The sequence below is a fragment of the Allomesorhizobium camelthorni genome (assembly GCF_011045125.1).
GTDB lineage: Bacteria > Pseudomonadota > Alphaproteobacteria > Rhizobiales > Rhizobiaceae > Allomesorhizobium > Allomesorhizobium camelthorni.
In genome coordinates this window covers 55,319-70,855 of record NZ_JAAKZF010000028.1, presented here as the reverse complement: position 1 = coordinate 70,855, position 15,537 = coordinate 55,319, and the positions used below count along the sequence as shown (strand labels likewise).

At 63.5% G+C, this 15,537-nt stretch carries 15 protein-coding genes; 8 read left to right on the top strand and 7 right to left on the bottom strand.

What is annotated here, in order from left to right:
* Positions 1 to 126: 126 nt before the first annotated feature.
* From G6N73_RS19075 to G6N73_RS19065, 3 genes are all read left to right on the top strand, one after another.
* The gene (locus G6N73_RS19075; protein ID WP_165030420.1) at positions 127 to 558 is read left to right on the top strand and encodes a hypothetical protein; all 432 of its coding nucleotides are present in this window, start codon (positions 127 to 129) and stop codon (positions 556 to 558) included.
* Positions 559 to 634: 76 nt separating this feature from the next.
* Positions 635 to 997 (top strand): hypothetical protein, encoded by a 363-nt coding sequence (locus tag G6N73_RS19070; protein WP_165030418.1) that lies wholly within the window; start codon positions 635 to 637, stop codon positions 995 to 997.
* Between the two features lie 790 nt (positions 998 to 1,787).
* Positions 1,788 to 2,135 (top strand): hypothetical protein, encoded by a 348-nt coding sequence (locus tag G6N73_RS19065; protein WP_165030416.1) that lies wholly within the window; start codon positions 1,788 to 1,790, stop codon positions 2,133 to 2,135.
* Positions 2,136 to 2,413: 278 nt separating this feature from the next.
* Here G6N73_RS19065 and G6N73_RS19060 read toward each other — a convergent pair whose 3' ends face one another.
* From G6N73_RS19060 to ade, 4 genes are all read right to left on the bottom strand, one after another.
* Positions 2,414 to 3,649: an HlyD family secretion protein gene (locus tag G6N73_RS19060; protein ID WP_165030414.1), complete on the bottom strand. Its 1,236-nt coding sequence runs from the start codon at positions 3,647 to 3,649 to the stop codon at positions 2,414 to 2,416.
* Positions 3,646 to 4,185: a hypothetical protein gene (locus tag G6N73_RS19055; RefSeq protein WP_206078949.1), complete on the bottom strand. Its 540-nt coding sequence runs from the start codon at positions 4,183 to 4,185 to the stop codon at positions 3,646 to 3,648. Before G6N73_RS19055 ends, G6N73_RS19060 begins: the two co-directional genes overlap by 4 nt.
* Before the next feature lie 156 nt (positions 4,186 to 4,341).
* Positions 4,342 to 5,361 (bottom strand): hypothetical protein, encoded by a 1,020-nt coding sequence (locus tag G6N73_RS19050; protein WP_165030412.1) that lies wholly within the window; start codon positions 5,359 to 5,361, stop codon positions 4,342 to 4,344.
* Between the two features lie 112 nt (positions 5,362 to 5,473).
* Positions 5,474 to 7,291 (bottom strand): adenine deaminase, encoded by a 1,818-nt coding sequence (gene ade / locus G6N73_RS19045; protein WP_165030410.1) that lies wholly within the window; start codon positions 7,289 to 7,291, stop codon positions 5,474 to 5,476.
* A 178-nt stretch (positions 7,292 to 7,469) separates the two neighbouring features.
* Between ade and G6N73_RS19040 the strand changes: the two genes are divergently transcribed.
* The 4 genes from G6N73_RS19040 to dprA all read left to right on the top strand — a co-directional run bounded on the left by G6N73_RS19040 (position 7,470) and on the right by dprA (position 11,682).
* Positions 7,470 to 8,435 carry an aspartate carbamoyltransferase catalytic subunit gene (locus G6N73_RS19040; protein WP_165030408.1) on the top strand — a complete coding sequence of 322 codons (966 nt, stop codon included), beginning with the start codon at positions 7,470 to 7,472 and terminating at the stop codon, positions 8,433 to 8,435.
* Between the two features lie 208 nt (positions 8,436 to 8,643).
* Entirely contained in the window at positions 8,644 to 9,942 is a 1,299-nt protein-coding gene (locus tag G6N73_RS19035; RefSeq protein ID WP_165030406.1) for a dihydroorotase, read from the top strand.
* Positions 9,943 to 9,967: 25 nt separating this feature from the next.
* A complete protein-coding gene (gene plsY, locus G6N73_RS19030) occupies positions 9,968 to 10,558 on the top strand; it encodes a glycerol-3-phosphate 1-O-acyltransferase PlsY (protein ID WP_165030404.1) in 591 nt (196 codons plus the stop codon).
* On the top strand, positions 10,555 to 11,682 hold the full coding sequence (gene dprA / locus G6N73_RS19025) for a DNA-processing protein DprA (RefSeq protein WP_165030402.1): 1,128 nt from the start codon (positions 10,555 to 10,557) through the stop codon (positions 11,680 to 11,682). The genes plsY and dprA overlap by 4 nt, the downstream gene beginning before the upstream one ends.
* 7 nt (positions 11,683 to 11,689) lie before the next feature.
* Here the strand turns inward: dprA and G6N73_RS19020 are convergent, their stop codons facing one another.
* From G6N73_RS19020 to G6N73_RS19010, 3 genes are read right to left on the bottom strand one after another with little or no spacing between them, the layout of a single operon-like run.
* Positions 11,690 to 12,070 (bottom strand): helix-turn-helix domain-containing protein, encoded by a 381-nt coding sequence (locus G6N73_RS19020; protein ID WP_165030399.1) that lies wholly within the window; start codon positions 12,068 to 12,070, stop codon positions 11,690 to 11,692.
* Positions 12,060 to 12,383 carry a type II toxin-antitoxin system HigB family toxin gene (locus G6N73_RS19015; protein WP_165030397.1) on the bottom strand — a complete coding sequence of 108 codons (324 nt, stop codon included), beginning with the start codon at positions 12,381 to 12,383 and terminating at the stop codon, positions 12,060 to 12,062. Before G6N73_RS19015 ends, G6N73_RS19020 begins: the two co-directional genes overlap by 11 nt.
* A 38-nt stretch (positions 12,384 to 12,421) precedes the next feature.
* Positions 12,422 to 12,625, bottom strand: a complete 204-nt coding sequence (locus tag G6N73_RS19010; protein WP_165030395.1) for a hypothetical protein — start codon at positions 12,623 to 12,625, stop codon at positions 12,422 to 12,424.
* 287 nt (positions 12,626 to 12,912) lie between these two features.
* On the opposite strand from G6N73_RS19010, the gene topA reads away from it, so the two are divergent.
* Positions 12,913 to 15,537: a type I DNA topoisomerase gene (gene topA, locus G6N73_RS19005; protein WP_165030393.1), complete on the top strand. Its 2,625-nt coding sequence runs from the start codon at positions 12,913 to 12,915 to the stop codon at positions 15,535 to 15,537.

Here is a 15,537-nt window from a genome sequence, read left to right as displayed (position 1 = left end):
TTTTTCCGATGCCTCCCAAGCCGTTTTCACGGTTCTGCTCTTTGCGGGTTCAAAAACGCCATCGCGCCTGTTAGTCTCGAAATGTAAAAATACGAAACATCCTGTTACAGGAGAAAGGGCAAGGAAATGTCTGAGAACCAAACCCTCTCGCAACGCTGGGAAAACTATCGTCCGTCCAAGACGCTGTGGTTCTGGAGCGCCGTCGGCGTCGCCGTAGCTACCATGATCATCGGCTTCACAGCTGGAGGCTGGACCACAGGTGGAAGCGCCGCCATCATGGCTGAACGTGCAGCACAGGACGCCCGTGCCGAACTAGTCGCGACGGTCTGTGTCCAAAAATTCGCTGCCGATGCCGATGCGGCGGCAAAGTTCGCCGCATTGAAGGAAGCCTCATCCTGGGAGCGCGATGATTTCATTGAGGAAGGCGGATGGGCCTTGCTGACGGGCATGGAAAAGATTGTTCCTGGCGCAGCCAAGGCTTGCGCCGATCAGCTGCTCGCGATGGACAGTCTTCCGGTACGCGAGGTGCAGACGAGCCCAGCCGCTACGGACAGCTGAACTGTCTGTTACGCCATCCAATCTCGCCTGAGGTGGCTACCTCGGCGTTGCTGGACCAACAGGTGACAACACAGCGATGATCAAGGACGACTCGATCGTGCGATCGTTGACGCTTGTGACAATCGCGTGCGTTTTGCTGGTTCCAGCCAAAGCTCAGCAGCGGATGGTGATCCATGTGGACGATGTCAAAAGACGAACCTGCCCTTCTGTGGAATGCGGCGTCATTGGCCGATTCTTTTTCGGGGAGTCGGTACCCGTCTATGAAAGCCTGAGCGGCTGGTCCCGGGTTTCCGGTTACTATTCAGCAGGATGCCACGAAGGCCGCTCAGCCTTTGTTGAACGGGGACCCAGCGCGTGCACGGAAGCCAACGGTATTGTGCGTGGGGAGCTTGCCGAGTGGGTCAGGTCCGAATTCCTGGCAGAGGACGTTGAGAGTTAGAGCGGCATATCACCTTCCGATCGAGCTATGCTTATTTCCGAGCGGAAGCGGCGGGCAAACACCCCCGGTAGCGGCCTTCGCTCACCTCGGCGGCTATCTCGCGATAAGACCAGGGATCCTTTGGCCGGTTGCCCCATACATAGTATCAAGGCGGTCACAGACTACCTGACTGCCAGATGCTTCGAGACTAACCTGTGCTTCCTGTGCTGCATCCGTGAACGCGGATTTGTATGGTTCAACCTCCAAATCCACCAGGTTCAAGCCTACATGCACCATAGCTGTATTGAGAACTTCCTGGTTCACTCGCATCTCGCACAGTTCATCTGCAATGGCCGCATTGGCCATGTGCGCGATGGCGTCTCGCTGATCTGACAGCAGGCCTGTGACAGGGCAATCGTCGGGCCCGCGATGAAGGTTGCAATGGTGGCAACCGCAAGAAACTCGCGAAACATTCTGTCCTCCATAGAGTTAGAGGGAAGGCGCGATCACCTTTATTTTCAATCGCTTTATATCGGAATTCTACCGCTGGGTATTTGTTCCGGCCGAATCAGTAGCGTGATGGAGGCGACTGCAGAAGCCACGTTACGGCCGACAATGCGTTTTGGTGCTGCCAAGAGCGAGATGCAGCAGGCGCAGAGCACGGTGTTGCGCACCCGGGATTTCTTGGTGCGGCTGCACCAGGCCGACCGTGCCGCGCCAGTGGGAATTCTCACAGACGAACCTACCCACTCCTCATATCCTTTGGGCACAGGTCTTGTTCTGACCTGTTCGGTTGGGGAGGAAAATACCAATGTACAGACACACGGTTCTTGCGGCGCTTTGCGTGACGACGGGTTATGCCTTCGCAGGTGAACTGGACGCCCTGCAAGCAGGGAGTATCGATCTCGGCGGGTTCCGAGGCGTCGTCTATTACACGGAAGCCGATAACAGCTTTAGGGTGGTCGCCACGATCGCTGAAGGCGAGGCGGGCTTGCCCGTGCGCTTCGAGGCAACCCTCGATGAAGGCCAAAGCTTCACGATCTCGGTTCCAGGCAGGGTGGACGAGCCCAGCCAAGCCGTCGAGATCTCGCGGGCCAACGGCAAACTCTTCGTGGCAGGAGCCGAGCCGGCTCCCACACTCGTTCGTGCCGGCCACTGAATCCGTCGCCTCCGAGGACGAACTCGATATCCGAGAAGGAACAAGACAATGTTTTATACGCTCGTCATTCTGGCTTGCCTGACATCCGCTCCGGGGGCCTGCGAGTCGCGCGAGTTGATCATCAGCGATTTGGCCATCCATCCCGGGACCGCTTTTATGCAGGCGCAACCACTTGTCGCCCAATGGAGCGAAACGCATCCCGCCTATTTCGTCCAACGTTGGCGACTGCTACCCGGTCGTGGGGCATGAATGCTGCGCCAGTCGCGCGCGGTTAGCCCTCAATGGCCGCCGGAAAGGACGAGCGTTTTCACGGGAAGCAGCAGCGCCTGGAATCTCAATATGATCGCATGCACCAGCCCGACCGTATCTATGACGTGAAGGAACAGCCATTTGGGCGTGCTCAGCCCCTCTTCGGAAAGAACGTCGTGATTGTTGGTGTAGGCGTTGGCGATGCAGCTGCTGCCCGGCGGAACGCCGTCGAACCCTCCGGCGAATAGCGGCTCCAGAAAGACGGTGATCGTTCCGGGCCGGACAACCTGCTGGGCGTCGATCAACTGATCCGACGCCCGAACCTGACCGGTTGCGATAAGGTCCTGAACCTCGGTGACCACCATCGGAATGATGGTCAAAGGCATGGAAATACAGGTGGCTTCGGCAACCATGCCGACCTTCATTACCTGGGCTTCGAGCTGGCTGAAGCCCGCTATAAGCGTCTTCCTTCCAGCTTCGGCCGGTATCAGAACGCCGGCGGGCCGCATGAAAGGATTTACGATGTCGCCCTTGCGCAGGGTGAACTGCTCCAGCGCGCCGGCGACCCCGGCGTAGACGACGGTCTTGTCGAGTTCGACCTGGGCCTGGGCCAGCGACGCCTCGGCGCTTTTCCTCTGCGCCGGCAGCACGGACGAAATCTGTGATTCGACGGACTGCTTGCTTGCCATGACCGCCGAAATGGCGGCCTGCCGCCCTTCCACGATATTGGCGAGCTTCTCGATCTCGCGCTGCGCGACAGTGCTGGCGTTTCGCCGTTGAAGCTCGGTCTTGGTTTCGAGCTCGTCCAGGGCCTGCTTGTACGAGCTTTGCGCTTCCAGGATGCGGGCGTCGGCGCCGGCCAGCTCGGCCTTGGCCAATTCGAGCGCCGCGTCTATCTCCGCTACGCGCCGCCGCGCGGTCTCGAGCGCCGCTTCCTGCTGCGTGCTGTCGAGCCTGAAGATGCGCTGGCCGGCCTCGACCCTGTCCCTCACGCCCACATAGACTTCCTCGACGCGGCCGGAGCCTTCGGGAAGAATAGGGATCGTGCGATAGAAGGAAACGGCGCTGGACGTCGACGGGTGAAAGTAAAGAATGAGCGTCAGCAGGATTATGGTCAGGCCTATGCACGCCGTTATTCCGTAGCGCAGCTCGTACCATATCGAATAGAGCGTTATCTCGTGGCCGATCCTCTTTCCCTGTACGAAGCGCCGGACGAGAAAGTCGGGCAGGATGGTCACGACAGAACAAAGCAGAACTTCGATCATCGCTCAGTCCCTCCCGCTGACACGCCCTGAAGCTGATGATCGGATGAAGCCTTGGCGGGTTCGTCAAGAGGACCGTTCCGGGCTGTCTCCTTCGGCTCCGGCGGACGTGCGACCTCGACTATGACTGGCGCGTAATTCACGAGCACCTCGGGCGCTTGCTCCGATGGCGCTTCGGCAACCGCAGAACGAGACCGCCCCGTCGCCATTCTGGCGAGCGAGTCGGCCATGCTGGCCAGGGGGGTCCAGAAGTCGGGCACGGGTATGAGCGCCAGCAACAGTGCGGCAACCCAGAATGCGTTGATGTGGGTGAACAGCGCCAGCAACGACAGGACCGCCACCAGCTGGAACTGATGCTGGCTGGCGCCATGGGAGATGCGTTCCGGCAAGGAGTGGAGCCAGAAGTACAAACTGCCTATCCCCATCACGGCCAGGATCAGGAAGATGACCGACCCGGTGAGCAGAACGTCCGTTTCGCCGGGGGCCGTTATGAAGAACGGAAGATAATGGGGCGCCGCCGGATGCATTGCCTCGGACATGCCCACCCCCTTTCGCCCGCGCGAGAACGCCCGAACACTGTTTTTTTAGGCAGCAACATTGCGCCGAGCGAAAGGATACTCCGACCGTGTTCGAATGCAACTGAAGAGCGGCAGTCCCGAGAAGTCCCGTTCCGCTGCCGGAACGGGACTGTTGCGCTATTCGCTTGCGGGCTCCAGCGTCTCGCGGACCTCGTCGATCTTGCCGAAAGCATCGCCGACGCCGAGCAGATCCTTGGCCCAGTCCATCATTTCCTGATCGACATAGTCATCGCCGTATTCGGCGACGCGGTTGTCGTTGGCGGCGTCGAGCAGCGCGGCCTTGAGCGCCTCGTCGTCAGTGCCGACCGAAGCGGTCTCCGCCGCCAGTTCCGCCTCGTCCAGCGATGTTTCCGCATCGACGACGGCGGTGGCTTCGGCACTGTCGAGCAAGCCTTCGACCGCGGCAATCTCGGCATCCAGGGCAGCCTGATCCTCCGGCGCAACAGTTTCGGCAGCGGCGTTCAGATCCGCGAGCCGACCTTCCAGGCTCTCAACTGTCGGATTATCGTAGACACCGATCGCGCCGTCGTACGGTGTCAACGCGGCGGCGTTGACCGCGTCCACGAAGTCGGCCTGCGCTTCGGCCAGCGCAGCGGTCGCATCAGCCACTTTCTCCTGGGCCAGATCGAACTCGGCAGACGCCATGACGAAGGCCGAGATAGCGGCCATGCGCGGCGACTTGCTGTTGAGATAGGCGTGATAATTGCGCTTCAGCGAGTTGAGCCCGGCGAGCTTGGCGTTGAAATTCTTCGGCTTGGCGTCAGGCACGGGCGCGTTGGCCGGCAGCGCCGCCATCTTTACCGCCTTGTTCGACGATTTTGCCGTTTTCGTCTTCACCGACAATGTCTTGGCGCTCGGGCCTTTTATCCGCGACCGCTCCTTGCCGAACACCGAACCGAACACGCTGCCGGCCGTCTTGCCGGATGCTTTCGTGTGGCCCTTCGCATCGGCCGATTTGCCGCGCTCACCGGAACCGCCTTTGCCGTTTCCGCCGCCATTACCGCCACCGTTACCGCCCTTGGCGTATGCGGCTGCGGGTTCGAAGCCGCCCGATATGACCGAATCGAGATTGATGGGCAGTGCGCTGACGGCCAGCGCCGACACCGCGCCGAGCAGGAGTTTCGGGACGCGTTTCATGATTTCCTCCGACTGAAGTCCGCCTCGCTCGTAAGGCTAGGGCGAGCGCCGCGAGCGTCCAATAAATTTGTGTCTCCGCCCGTAAGGCAGTTAGAACAGCCTGAACGGATCGTTAGACGAACAGATCGACCTTTTCGAATTTCGTCACGTCGATGATGCCGACATCGGAAATCCGGAGTTCCGGGATCACCACGAGCGCCAGCAGCGAGTGCTGCATGTAGGCGTTGTTGAGCGAGCAGCCCATGGCGCGCATCGCTTCGGTCAGCTTCTCGGCCTTGGCCGCGACGATCTCGGCGCGCTCGTCCGACATCAGGCCGGCGATCGGCATTTCGACCAGCGCCAGTTCCTTGCCCTTCGAGAACATCACCACGCCGCCGCCGACCTGGCCGAGACGATTTGCAGCCTTCGCCATGTCGTCCTTGTCAGTGCCGACGACGATCATGTGATGGCTGTCATGCGCCACCGTCGAGGCGAGAGCGCAGTCCTGCATGTAGCCGAAGCCCGAGACGAAACCGTTGGTGACGCCGCCGGTGCCGCGATGGCGCTCGACCAGCGCGATCTGGCAGACGTCGTTGCGCCGGTCCATCGCCACCAGCCCCTTCTCGACCGGAAGCTCGGCTTCGAGCGCGCGGGTCGGGGCCTGGTTCTCGATGACGCCGATGACGCGGACCTTTACTTCCTTCGCGCCTTTCGGCGCGGGGATATCGAAATCCGCTGCCTTCAGCCTGCGGCCGAGCTTGACGGTGTTGCGGGCGCTCTTCGGGTAATCGTAGGCGGGGATGTCGATCTCGAGCTTGCCGCCTTTCGCAAGGCGCACGCCGCGGCCAAAAACCTCGTCGATCTTCATATCGGCGAGGTCGGAGACGATAAGGAAATCGGCGAGCCGACCGGGCGCGATGGAGCCAAGTTCGCGCTCCAGGCGGAAGTGTTGCGCGGTGTTCAGCGTCGCCATCTGGATCGCGGTGACCGGCTTAAGCCCCTGCGCGATGGCGTGGCGCACCACGCGGTCCATATGGCCGTCATGCACCAGCGTGCCGGAATGGCTGTCGTCGGTGCAGAGGATGAAATTGCGCGGGTCGAGCCCCTCCTCCGTCACCGCCTTGACCTGCGTCGCGACATCGTACCAGGCCGAGCCGAGGCGGAGCATCGCCTTCATGCCCTGCCGCACGCGGGCAATGGCGTCCTCGACGCGCGTGCCTTCATGGTCGTCTTCCGGGCCGCCGGCGACATAGCCGTGGAAAGGCAGGCCGAGATCGCGCGAGGCGTAGTGTCCGCCGACGGTCTTGCCCGCTTTCACCGTCTCGGCGATTTCGCCGGCCATGACCGGATCATTGGCGATCACGCCGGGGAAGTTCATCACCTCGCCGAGACCGATGATGTTTTCCCAGCTCATCGCCTCGGCGACGTCGGCGACGCTGAGCGCTGCGCCGGCATTTTCGAGGCCGGGCGCGGAAGGAACGCAGCTCGGCATCTGCACATGGACGTTGACCGGCATCGCCATCGCCTCGTCATGCATCAGCCTGACGCCCTCCAGGCCGAGCACGTTGGCGATCTCGTGCGGGTCGACGAACATCGAGGTGGTGCCATGCGGGATGACGGCGCGGCAGAATTCCGTGACCGTGACCATGCCGCTCTCGACATGCATATGCGCGTCGCAGAGGCCGGGCACGAGATAACGTCCGCCGGCGTCGACCACCTTCGTGCCCTTGCCGATGGCGTGCGAGGCGTTGGGCCCGCAATAGGCGAAGCGCCCGGCGACGATGGCAAGGTCCGTGCCGGCGATGACTTCGCCCGAATGCACATTGACCCAGCGGCCGTTGCGCACCACGAGATCGGCCGGCCGGCGGCCGGTCGCCACGTCGACCAGCAAGGGCGCGACCTCGGTCCACGGCTTCGGCTTGATCGATTGTCCGGCGGGCTTCTTTACCATGCGCAAAACTCCTGATTCCGGCGACATTGCCAAGCCTTGCGCACTTTGACCAGTTGCTTGCGGGCGGCGGCACAAGCTTTTCGGCGGATGTCGCGGCAACAAACGCGCTGGGGACAATCGCTACAATCGGAACCGGCCGCTTGCAGCGGGCCGGGCTGCGGCCTATAGCACCCCTTTAATGACCGACGCTCCGTCCCTGCCGCTCTATCCGCACCGCCATCTGCTTGGCATAAGGGAACTGTCTCCCGTCGACATCGAGCTTCTGCTCGACCGGGCCGACGCCGCAGTGTCCATCTCCCGGCAGCCCGAGAAAAAGACCTCGACGCTGCGCGGGCGCACACAGATCAACCTCTTCTACGAAGCCTCGACGCGTACGCAGTCGTCCTTCGAGCTTGCCGGAAAGCGGCTCGGTGCTGATGTGATGAACATGTCGGTGGCGAGTTCTTCGGTGAAGAAGGGCGAAACGCTGATCGATACGGCGATGACGCTGAACGCGATGCGGCCGGACATCCTCATCATCCGCCATCAGTCGGCGGGGGCTGCGGCGCTTCTGGCGCAGAAGGTCGGCTGCTCGGTGGTCAATGCCGGCGACGGCGCGCACGAACATCCGACGCAGGCGCTGCTCGACGCGCTGACGATCCGCCGGGCCAAGGGCGAAATCGCCCGGCTGACGGTGGCGATCTGCGGCGATATCCTGCACTCGCGGGTGGCGCGCTCCAACATCCTGTTGCTCAACGCGCTCGGCGCGCGGGTCAAGGTCGTTGCACCCTCGACGCTGCTTCCCACCGGCATCGCCCAGATGGGCGTGGAAGTTTGCGCCACCATGGCGGAAGGGCTGAAGGACGCAGACGTAGTGATGATGCTGCGGCTGCAGCGCGAGCGCATGGCGGGGTCGTTCGTGCCGTCGGTGCGCGAATATTTCCACTATTTCGGCCTCGACGCCGAGAAGCTGAAGGCGGCGAAGGACGGCGCGCTGGTCATGCATCCCGGCCCGATGAACCGCGGCGTCGAAATCGCCTCCGAGATCGCCGACGGGCCGCAAAGCGTGATCCAGGAGCAGGTCGAGATGGGGGTCGCGGTTCGCATGGCGGTGATGGAGGCGCTGCTCGATCCGCGCCGCAACCGCGATAGGCATTCGGCATGAACGGCGCGCCAGGATCTGCCGGCCTTCGCGCCGCCCCTCACCCTCTCCCCGTGATCCTTCGACAAGCTCAGGACGGGGAGAGGGGTCGCCAGCGTTGCCGCTTATCTCCTCTCCCCGTTCTTACGGGGAGAGGATGCCGCCCGTTCGACTTCGCTCAGGAGGCTGGTGAGGGGCAGCGCGAATCTCGGCAGACAAAGAGCTCCCCATCATGACGGTAACCGTCTTCCAGCATGCCCGCATCGTCGACCCATCGCGAGGCATCGACGAGACCGGCACCATCATCGTCGACGGGAAAAAGATCGCGGCGGCGGGCGCTTCGGCGTTGAACCAGGGCGTGCCGGAAGGCGCGATGATCGTCGATTGCCGCGGCAAGGCGATCATTCCGGGCCTGGTCGACGGGCGGGTTTTCATCGGCGAGCCCGGCGGCGAGCATCGCGAGACGATCGCCTCGGCGAGCCTTGCGGCGGCGGCCGGCGGGGTGACTTCGATCGTGATGATGCCGGACACCGATCCGGTCATCGACAATGTCGCGCTGGTCGAGTTCGTGCTTAGGGCGGCGCGCGACACTGCACAGGTCAATGTGTTCCCGGCGGCGGCAATCACCAAGGGGCTGGAAGGCCGCGAGATGACCGAGTTCGGCCTGATGCGCGAGGCCGGCGCGGTCGCCTTTACCGACGGGCGGCGCACAATCTCCAATGCGCTGACCATGCGCCGGGCGCTGACCTATGCGCGCGACTTCGGCGCGGTGGTGGCGCATGAGACGCAGGACCGCGACCTCGCCTCGTCCGGCGTGATGAATGAGGGGCTTTACGCGAGTTGGCTCGGGCTGCCCGGCATTCCGCGCGAGGCGGAGACGATCCCGCTCGAGCGCGACCTGATGCTGGCGCGGCTGACGCGCGGCGCCTATCACGCCGCGAAAATCTCGACTGAAATGTCGGCGCAAGCCGTGGCGCGGGCCAAGGGCGAAGGCGCGAATGTGACGGCCGGCGTTTCCATCAACCATCTGTCGCTCAACGAAAACGATGTCGGCGAATACCGCACCTTCTTCCGGCTTTCGCCGCCGCTGCGCGCCGAGGACGACCGCCTGGCCATGGTCGAGGCGCTGAGGAACGGCACGGTCGACATCATCGTCTCCTCGCACGATCCGCAGGATGTCGACACCAAGCGGCTGCCCTTCGCCGACGCCGCAGACGGCGCGATCGGGCTCGAAACACTGCTCGGCGCGGCGCTGCGGCTCTATCATAATGACGAGATCCCGCTGATCAGGCTGATCGAAGCGCTGTCGACCGCGCCGGCAAGACTGTTCGGGCTGCCCGGCGGCCGGCTTTCGCCCGGCGCGCCGGCCGACCTCGCGCTGGTCGATCTCGACGAGCCGTGGATCGTCAGCGAGGCCGGCATCCGCTCGCGCTCGAAAAACACCTGTTTCGAAGGCGCGCGGCTGCAGGGCAAGGTCTTGCAAACGCTGGTTTCGGGCCGCACAGTGTTTTCGGCACAGGCCGGCAATTGAGATCGGCCAAAACCCGGGGGACGCCATGTTATACACGCAGTTGCTCGCCGCCCTCGCCTTCGGTTACCTGCTCGGCTCGATCCCGTTCGGCCTGCTGATCACCCGCGCCGCCGGCCTGGGCGACGTGCGCAACATCGGCTCGGGCAATATCGGCGCGACCAACGTGCTGCGCACCGGCAATAAGGGCTTGGCGGCTCTGACACTCGTCCTCGACGCGCTGAAGGGCACGGCGGCGGTGCTGATAGCCGGGATTTACGGGCCGGAGCTTGCCCTGGTCGCCGGCTTCGGCGCGTTCCTGGGACATCTTTTCCCCGTCTGGCTGCGCTTCAAGGGCGGCAAGGGCGTGGCGACCTATCTCGGCGTGCTGGCCGGCCTGGCATGGAAGGTGGCGCTGGTCTTCGCCGCAGTGTGGCTCGCCGTCGCCTTCCTCATGCGCTATTCGTCGCTCGCGGCGCTGATCGCGTCAGTGGCCGTTCCGCTCACGCTGTTTTATCTCGGCCGCGTCGACTACGCCGTGCTGTTCGCCGTCATGACGGCGATCGTCTTCATCAAGCACCGGGCCAATATTTCGCGGCTTTTGGCCGGCACCGAGTCGCGCATCGGGGCCAAGGGATGAGCGAACCCGCCGCCGGTCCCCGCCTGAGCGACCGGCAGCGGCTCGCCTGGCTGAGGCTGATCCGGACGCCGAATGTCGGGCCGGCCACCTTCCGCGACCTGATCAACCGCTTCGGTTCGGCAGAAACCGCGCTGGAGATGCTGCCCGAACTGATGGCGAATGGCGGCGCGCAGCGCAGCCTGCGCATACCTTCGCAGAACGAGGCCGAAGCCGAGATGGAGACCGCGCGGCGCATGGGCGCGCGCTTCGTCTGCATCGGCGAGACGGACTATCCGGCGATGCTGCGGCGCATGGACAACCCGCCGCCGCTGCTGGCGGTGAAGGGGGTTGGCGCGGTGTTTTTCCTCCCCGCTGTCGCGATCGTCGGCGCGCGCAACGCTTCGCTGGCCGGCATCAAGATGGCGCGGATGCTTGCCGCCGACCTCGGCCGCGAGGGCCATGCCATCGTGTCCGGCCTGGCGCGCGGCATCGATACGGCGGCGCATCAGGGCAGCCTTTCGACGGGTACGATCGGCGTGCTGGCCGGCGGCCTCGATCGGCCCTACCCGCCCGAAAATACAGACCTTTGCGACGCGATCGCCGCGAATGGCGGCGCGGTCGTTTCGGAAATGCCGTTCGGCTGGGAGCCGCGGGCGCAGGATTTTCCGCGCCGCAACCGGATCGTCGCGGGCATGGCGCTCGGCCTCGTCGTCGTGGAGGCGGCCAAGCGATCGGGCTCGCTGATCAGCGCAAGGCTGGCGGGCGAGATGGGACGGCTGGTCTTCGCCGTGCCCGGCTCGCCGCTCGATCCGCGAGCGGCCGGCGCAAACGGGCTTTTGAAGGACGGGGCGATCCTCGTCACCGAAACCGCGGACATCATCGAGGCGCTGGCGCCGCTCACCGGGCGGCCGGTGCCGCCAGCTATTCAGCTTGAAGAGCCGCCGGATTTCTCCGCCACGCCGCCGCCCGGCGACGACGACCGCGCCCGCGTGGTCGAGGCGCTCGGCCCGACGCCCACCGGCATCGACGAACTGATCCGGCATACCGGGCTGCATCCGGCGCAGATGTTCATGATCCTTCTGGAACTCGATCTCGCCGGACGCCTGGAGAGGCATGCGGGCGGGGCGGTTTCGCTGGTCGGGTAAGAGCCGGCTACGCTGCCTTGTCTTCACGGCTGGGGCGTATCAGGACATCGGCCGAGATGCCGAGTTCCTCGTTCAGCCGCCGGATCATTTCGATCGACAGGCCGCGTTTGCGGTTCAGCACCTCCGCGACGCGAGCGCGCGTACCGATCAGGGGTTCGAGATCCTTGCGAGTCAGTCCCTGCTGCTCCATGCGGAACAGGATCGCCTCGATCGGATCGGGCGGATCGATGGGATGCATTCTGGTCTCGTAGGCTTCGATGAGCGTCGCCAGCACGTCAAGCCGATCGCCATCAGGCGTGCCGCTTCTTGCGCCCCAGAGGCGGCCGAGTTCCGCCAGCGCCCCATCATAATCTGCTTCCGTGCGGATCGGCTTCAACTCAATCGCCATGCTGCACCTCCGTCACATCGATCCGGTCGTAGGCTTTGTGTGTTCCGATCCATTTGATCCACACGATCGACTTTTCAAAGTCGACAGCCACGACGAGTCGATAGTCATTACCTTTGATGTTGAAGATGATCCTTTCGCCGCTGACGATGCTTGCAGTCGCATAAAGCCGCTTTACATCCGCTGAACTCGTCCAGATCGCCTTGCTGACTTCATCGAACCAGGCGTCCAGCGCGCCCTTTACCGCCGGCTGATCCTTACGCCCTTCGAGGCTGTCGACGAAAGCGCGCAGGGTCCGCCGGGCAATGATCCTCATTCAGCGAACTTATCACGATCCCGTTATGGGAGCAACGCTCATGCGGCGCTGTCCCGCCTGTCGCGGCCGGCCCGTGACGGACGCTCTGCGCGGGCGACCTCGCCTGCCTCGAGAAACGCCATCTCGATCAGGTAGGCGAGCATGTCGCAGCGCTCGTTTTCGGCCATGACGCGTAACTGCCCGAGCATGGACTGGATGTAGTCAAGCGTTTCGGTTCGTTTCCTGCTATCGTTGCGGCGCATGCCCGGTGCTCCTCGTCAGCCGGCAGGTCAAATAGCCGCCAACTTCCCTCCCCGCCCGGGCCGGCGGAATCCGCCAGACCTGGGTCGCATGAAGCTTAGCTAATTTACTTAAAGTTGCAAGAAATTAACATGTATCGCGTTGGTTGCAGCAGGTAGCAAGGCACGAATTTCGGCCGTTCCCCTTGACCGGACGGAAAACCGCGGCCATGTGACGAGACCAATTGACAAGCTATCCGTCGCGCGCAGCGGTTCTTCTTCTCGCGCCACTCAGGAAAATACGAGCGCACATGGACGTCGTCGTCGTCGAATCGCCGGCAAAAGCGAAAACGATCAACAAATATCTTGGACGGAACTACAAGGTTCTGGCCTCCTATGGGCACGTCCGCGACCTGCCGGCCAAGGACGGCTCGGTGAGGCCCGACGATGATTTCGCCATGTCCTGGGCGGTCGACGGGCTGTCTTCCAAGCGCCTGACCGAAATCGCCAACGCGGTGAAGGCGGCGGACGGTCTGATTCTGGCGACCGACCCGGACCGCGAGGGCGAAGCGATTTCCTGGCATGTGCTGGAGGTGCTGAAGCAGAAGCGGGCGCTGAAGGACAAGCCGGTGAGCCGCGTGGTCTTCAACGCCATCACCAAGCAGTCGGTGCTGGATGCGATGGCCAATCCGCGCCAGATCGACGCCCCGCTGGTCGACGCCTATCTGGCGCGCCGCGCGCTCGACTATCTGGTCGGCTTCACGCTCTCGCCGGTCCTGTGGCGCAAGCTGCCCGGCGCGCGGTCCGCGGGCCGTGTTCAGTCGGTGGCGCTCAGGTTGGTCTGCGACCGCGAATCCGAGATAGAGCGGTTCGTCCGCGAGGAATTCTGGCAGGTCGCGGCCATCCTCGACACGCCGCGCCGTGAAAAATTCGAGGCGCGGCTGACCGCCTTCGACGGCAAGAAGCTCCAAAAACTCGACATTTCCTCCAAGGCGCAGGCCGACGACATCAAGGCGATGCTGGAGGGCGCGAGCTTCAAGGCGCTGTCGGTCGAGGCCAAGCCGACCAAGCGCAATCCCGGGCCGCCCTTCACCACCTCGACGCTGCAGCAGGCGGCCTCGTCGCAACTGGGCTTTTCGGCCGTGCGCACCATGCAGGTCGCGCAGCGGCTCTATGAAGGCATGGACGTTGGCGGCGAGACCGCCGGCCTCATCACCTATATGCGTACCGATGGCGTGCAGATGGCGCCCGAGGCGCTGGCGGAAGCGCGCAAGGCGATCGTGAAAGAATTCGGCGACAAATACCTGCCGGAAAAACCGCGCTACTATTCGGCGAAAGCCAAGAATGCGCAGGAAGCGCACGAAGCGATCCGGCCGACGGATTTTTCGCGCACGCCCACCGCGATGCGCAAATATCTCGATGCCGACCAGGCGCGGCTCTACGAGATGATCTGGAAACGCGCCATCGCCAGCCAGATGCAGCCGGCCGAGATCGAGCGCACCACGGTCGAGATCGAGGCGGTCAATGGCGGCCGCGTTGCCGGCCTGCGCGCGGTCGGCTCGGTGGTCCGATTCGACGGTTTCATCGCCGCCTATACCGAGCAGAAGGACGAGGATTCGGAGGACGAGGAAAACAAGCGCCTGCCGGAGATCCGGGCGGGCGAGCAACTTCAGCGCGACGCGATCCTCGCCACGCAGCACACGACCGAGCCGCCGCCGCGCTATTCGGAAGCGACGCTGATCAAGAAGCTGGAAGAACTCGGCATCGGCCGGCCTTCGACCTATACGGCGATCCTGAAGACGCTCGAGGATCGCGAATACGTCACCATCGACAAGCGCCGGCTGGTGCCGCATTCCAAGGGCCGACTTCTGACCGGCTTCCTCGAAAATTTCTTCGAGAAATATGTCGAATATGATTTCACGGCGTCGCTGGAGGAGAAGCTCGACGAGATTTCCGACGGCAAGCTCGCCTGGAAGGACGTGCTGCGCGATTTCTGGAAGGATTTTTCGGCGTCGGTCGACGACATCAAGGAATTGCGCGTCACCGACGTGCTCGACGCGCTGAACGAAGAACTGGCGCCGCTGGTGTTTCCCGCGCGCGAAGACGGCTCCAACCCGCGCATCTGCCCGAAATGCGGCACCGGAAACCTGTCGCTGAAGCTCGGCAAATATGGCGCATTCGTCGGCTGCTCCAACTATCCCGAATGCGGCTATACGCGCCAGCTCGGCGAGGCCACCAATGGCAACGGCGAGAGCATCGAGGGCGAAAACGGCACGAAGGCGCTTGGCAAGGACCCCTACACATCGGAAGAGATCACGCTGCGCAGCGGCCGCTTCGGTCCTTATATCCAGCGCGGCGAAGGCAAGGAGGCCAAGCGCTCGAGCCTGCCGAAGGGCTGGACGCCGGATTCGATCGACCATGAGAAGGCGCTGGCGCTGCTTTCGCTGCCGCGCGACGTCGGCAAGCACCCCGAAAGCGCCAAGATGATCTCCGCCGGCCTCGGCCGCTACGGCCCCTTCGTGCTGCATGACGGCACCTACGCGAACCTGGAAAGCATCGAGGACGTGTTTTCGATCGGCCTCAACCGGGCGGTTTCGGTGATCGCCGAAAAGCAGTCCAAAGGCAGGGGTGGCCGGAACGGCGGCACGCCAGCGGCGTTGAAGGACCTCGGAGAGCATCCGAACGGCGGTGGATCGATCACCGTGCGCGACGGTAAATACGGACCCTACGTCAATTTCGGCAAGGTCAATGCGACGCTGCCGAAAGGCAAGGATCCGATGTCCGTCACGGTCGAGGATGCAGTGACGCTGATCGCCGAAAAGGAAGCGAAAGGCGGCGGCGGCAGGAAGCCGGCGCGCGGCGCGAAGGCGGCGGCAAAGAAACCGGCCGCGAAGAAATCCACGGCCAGGAAGCCGGCGGCGAAGAAAAAGGACTAG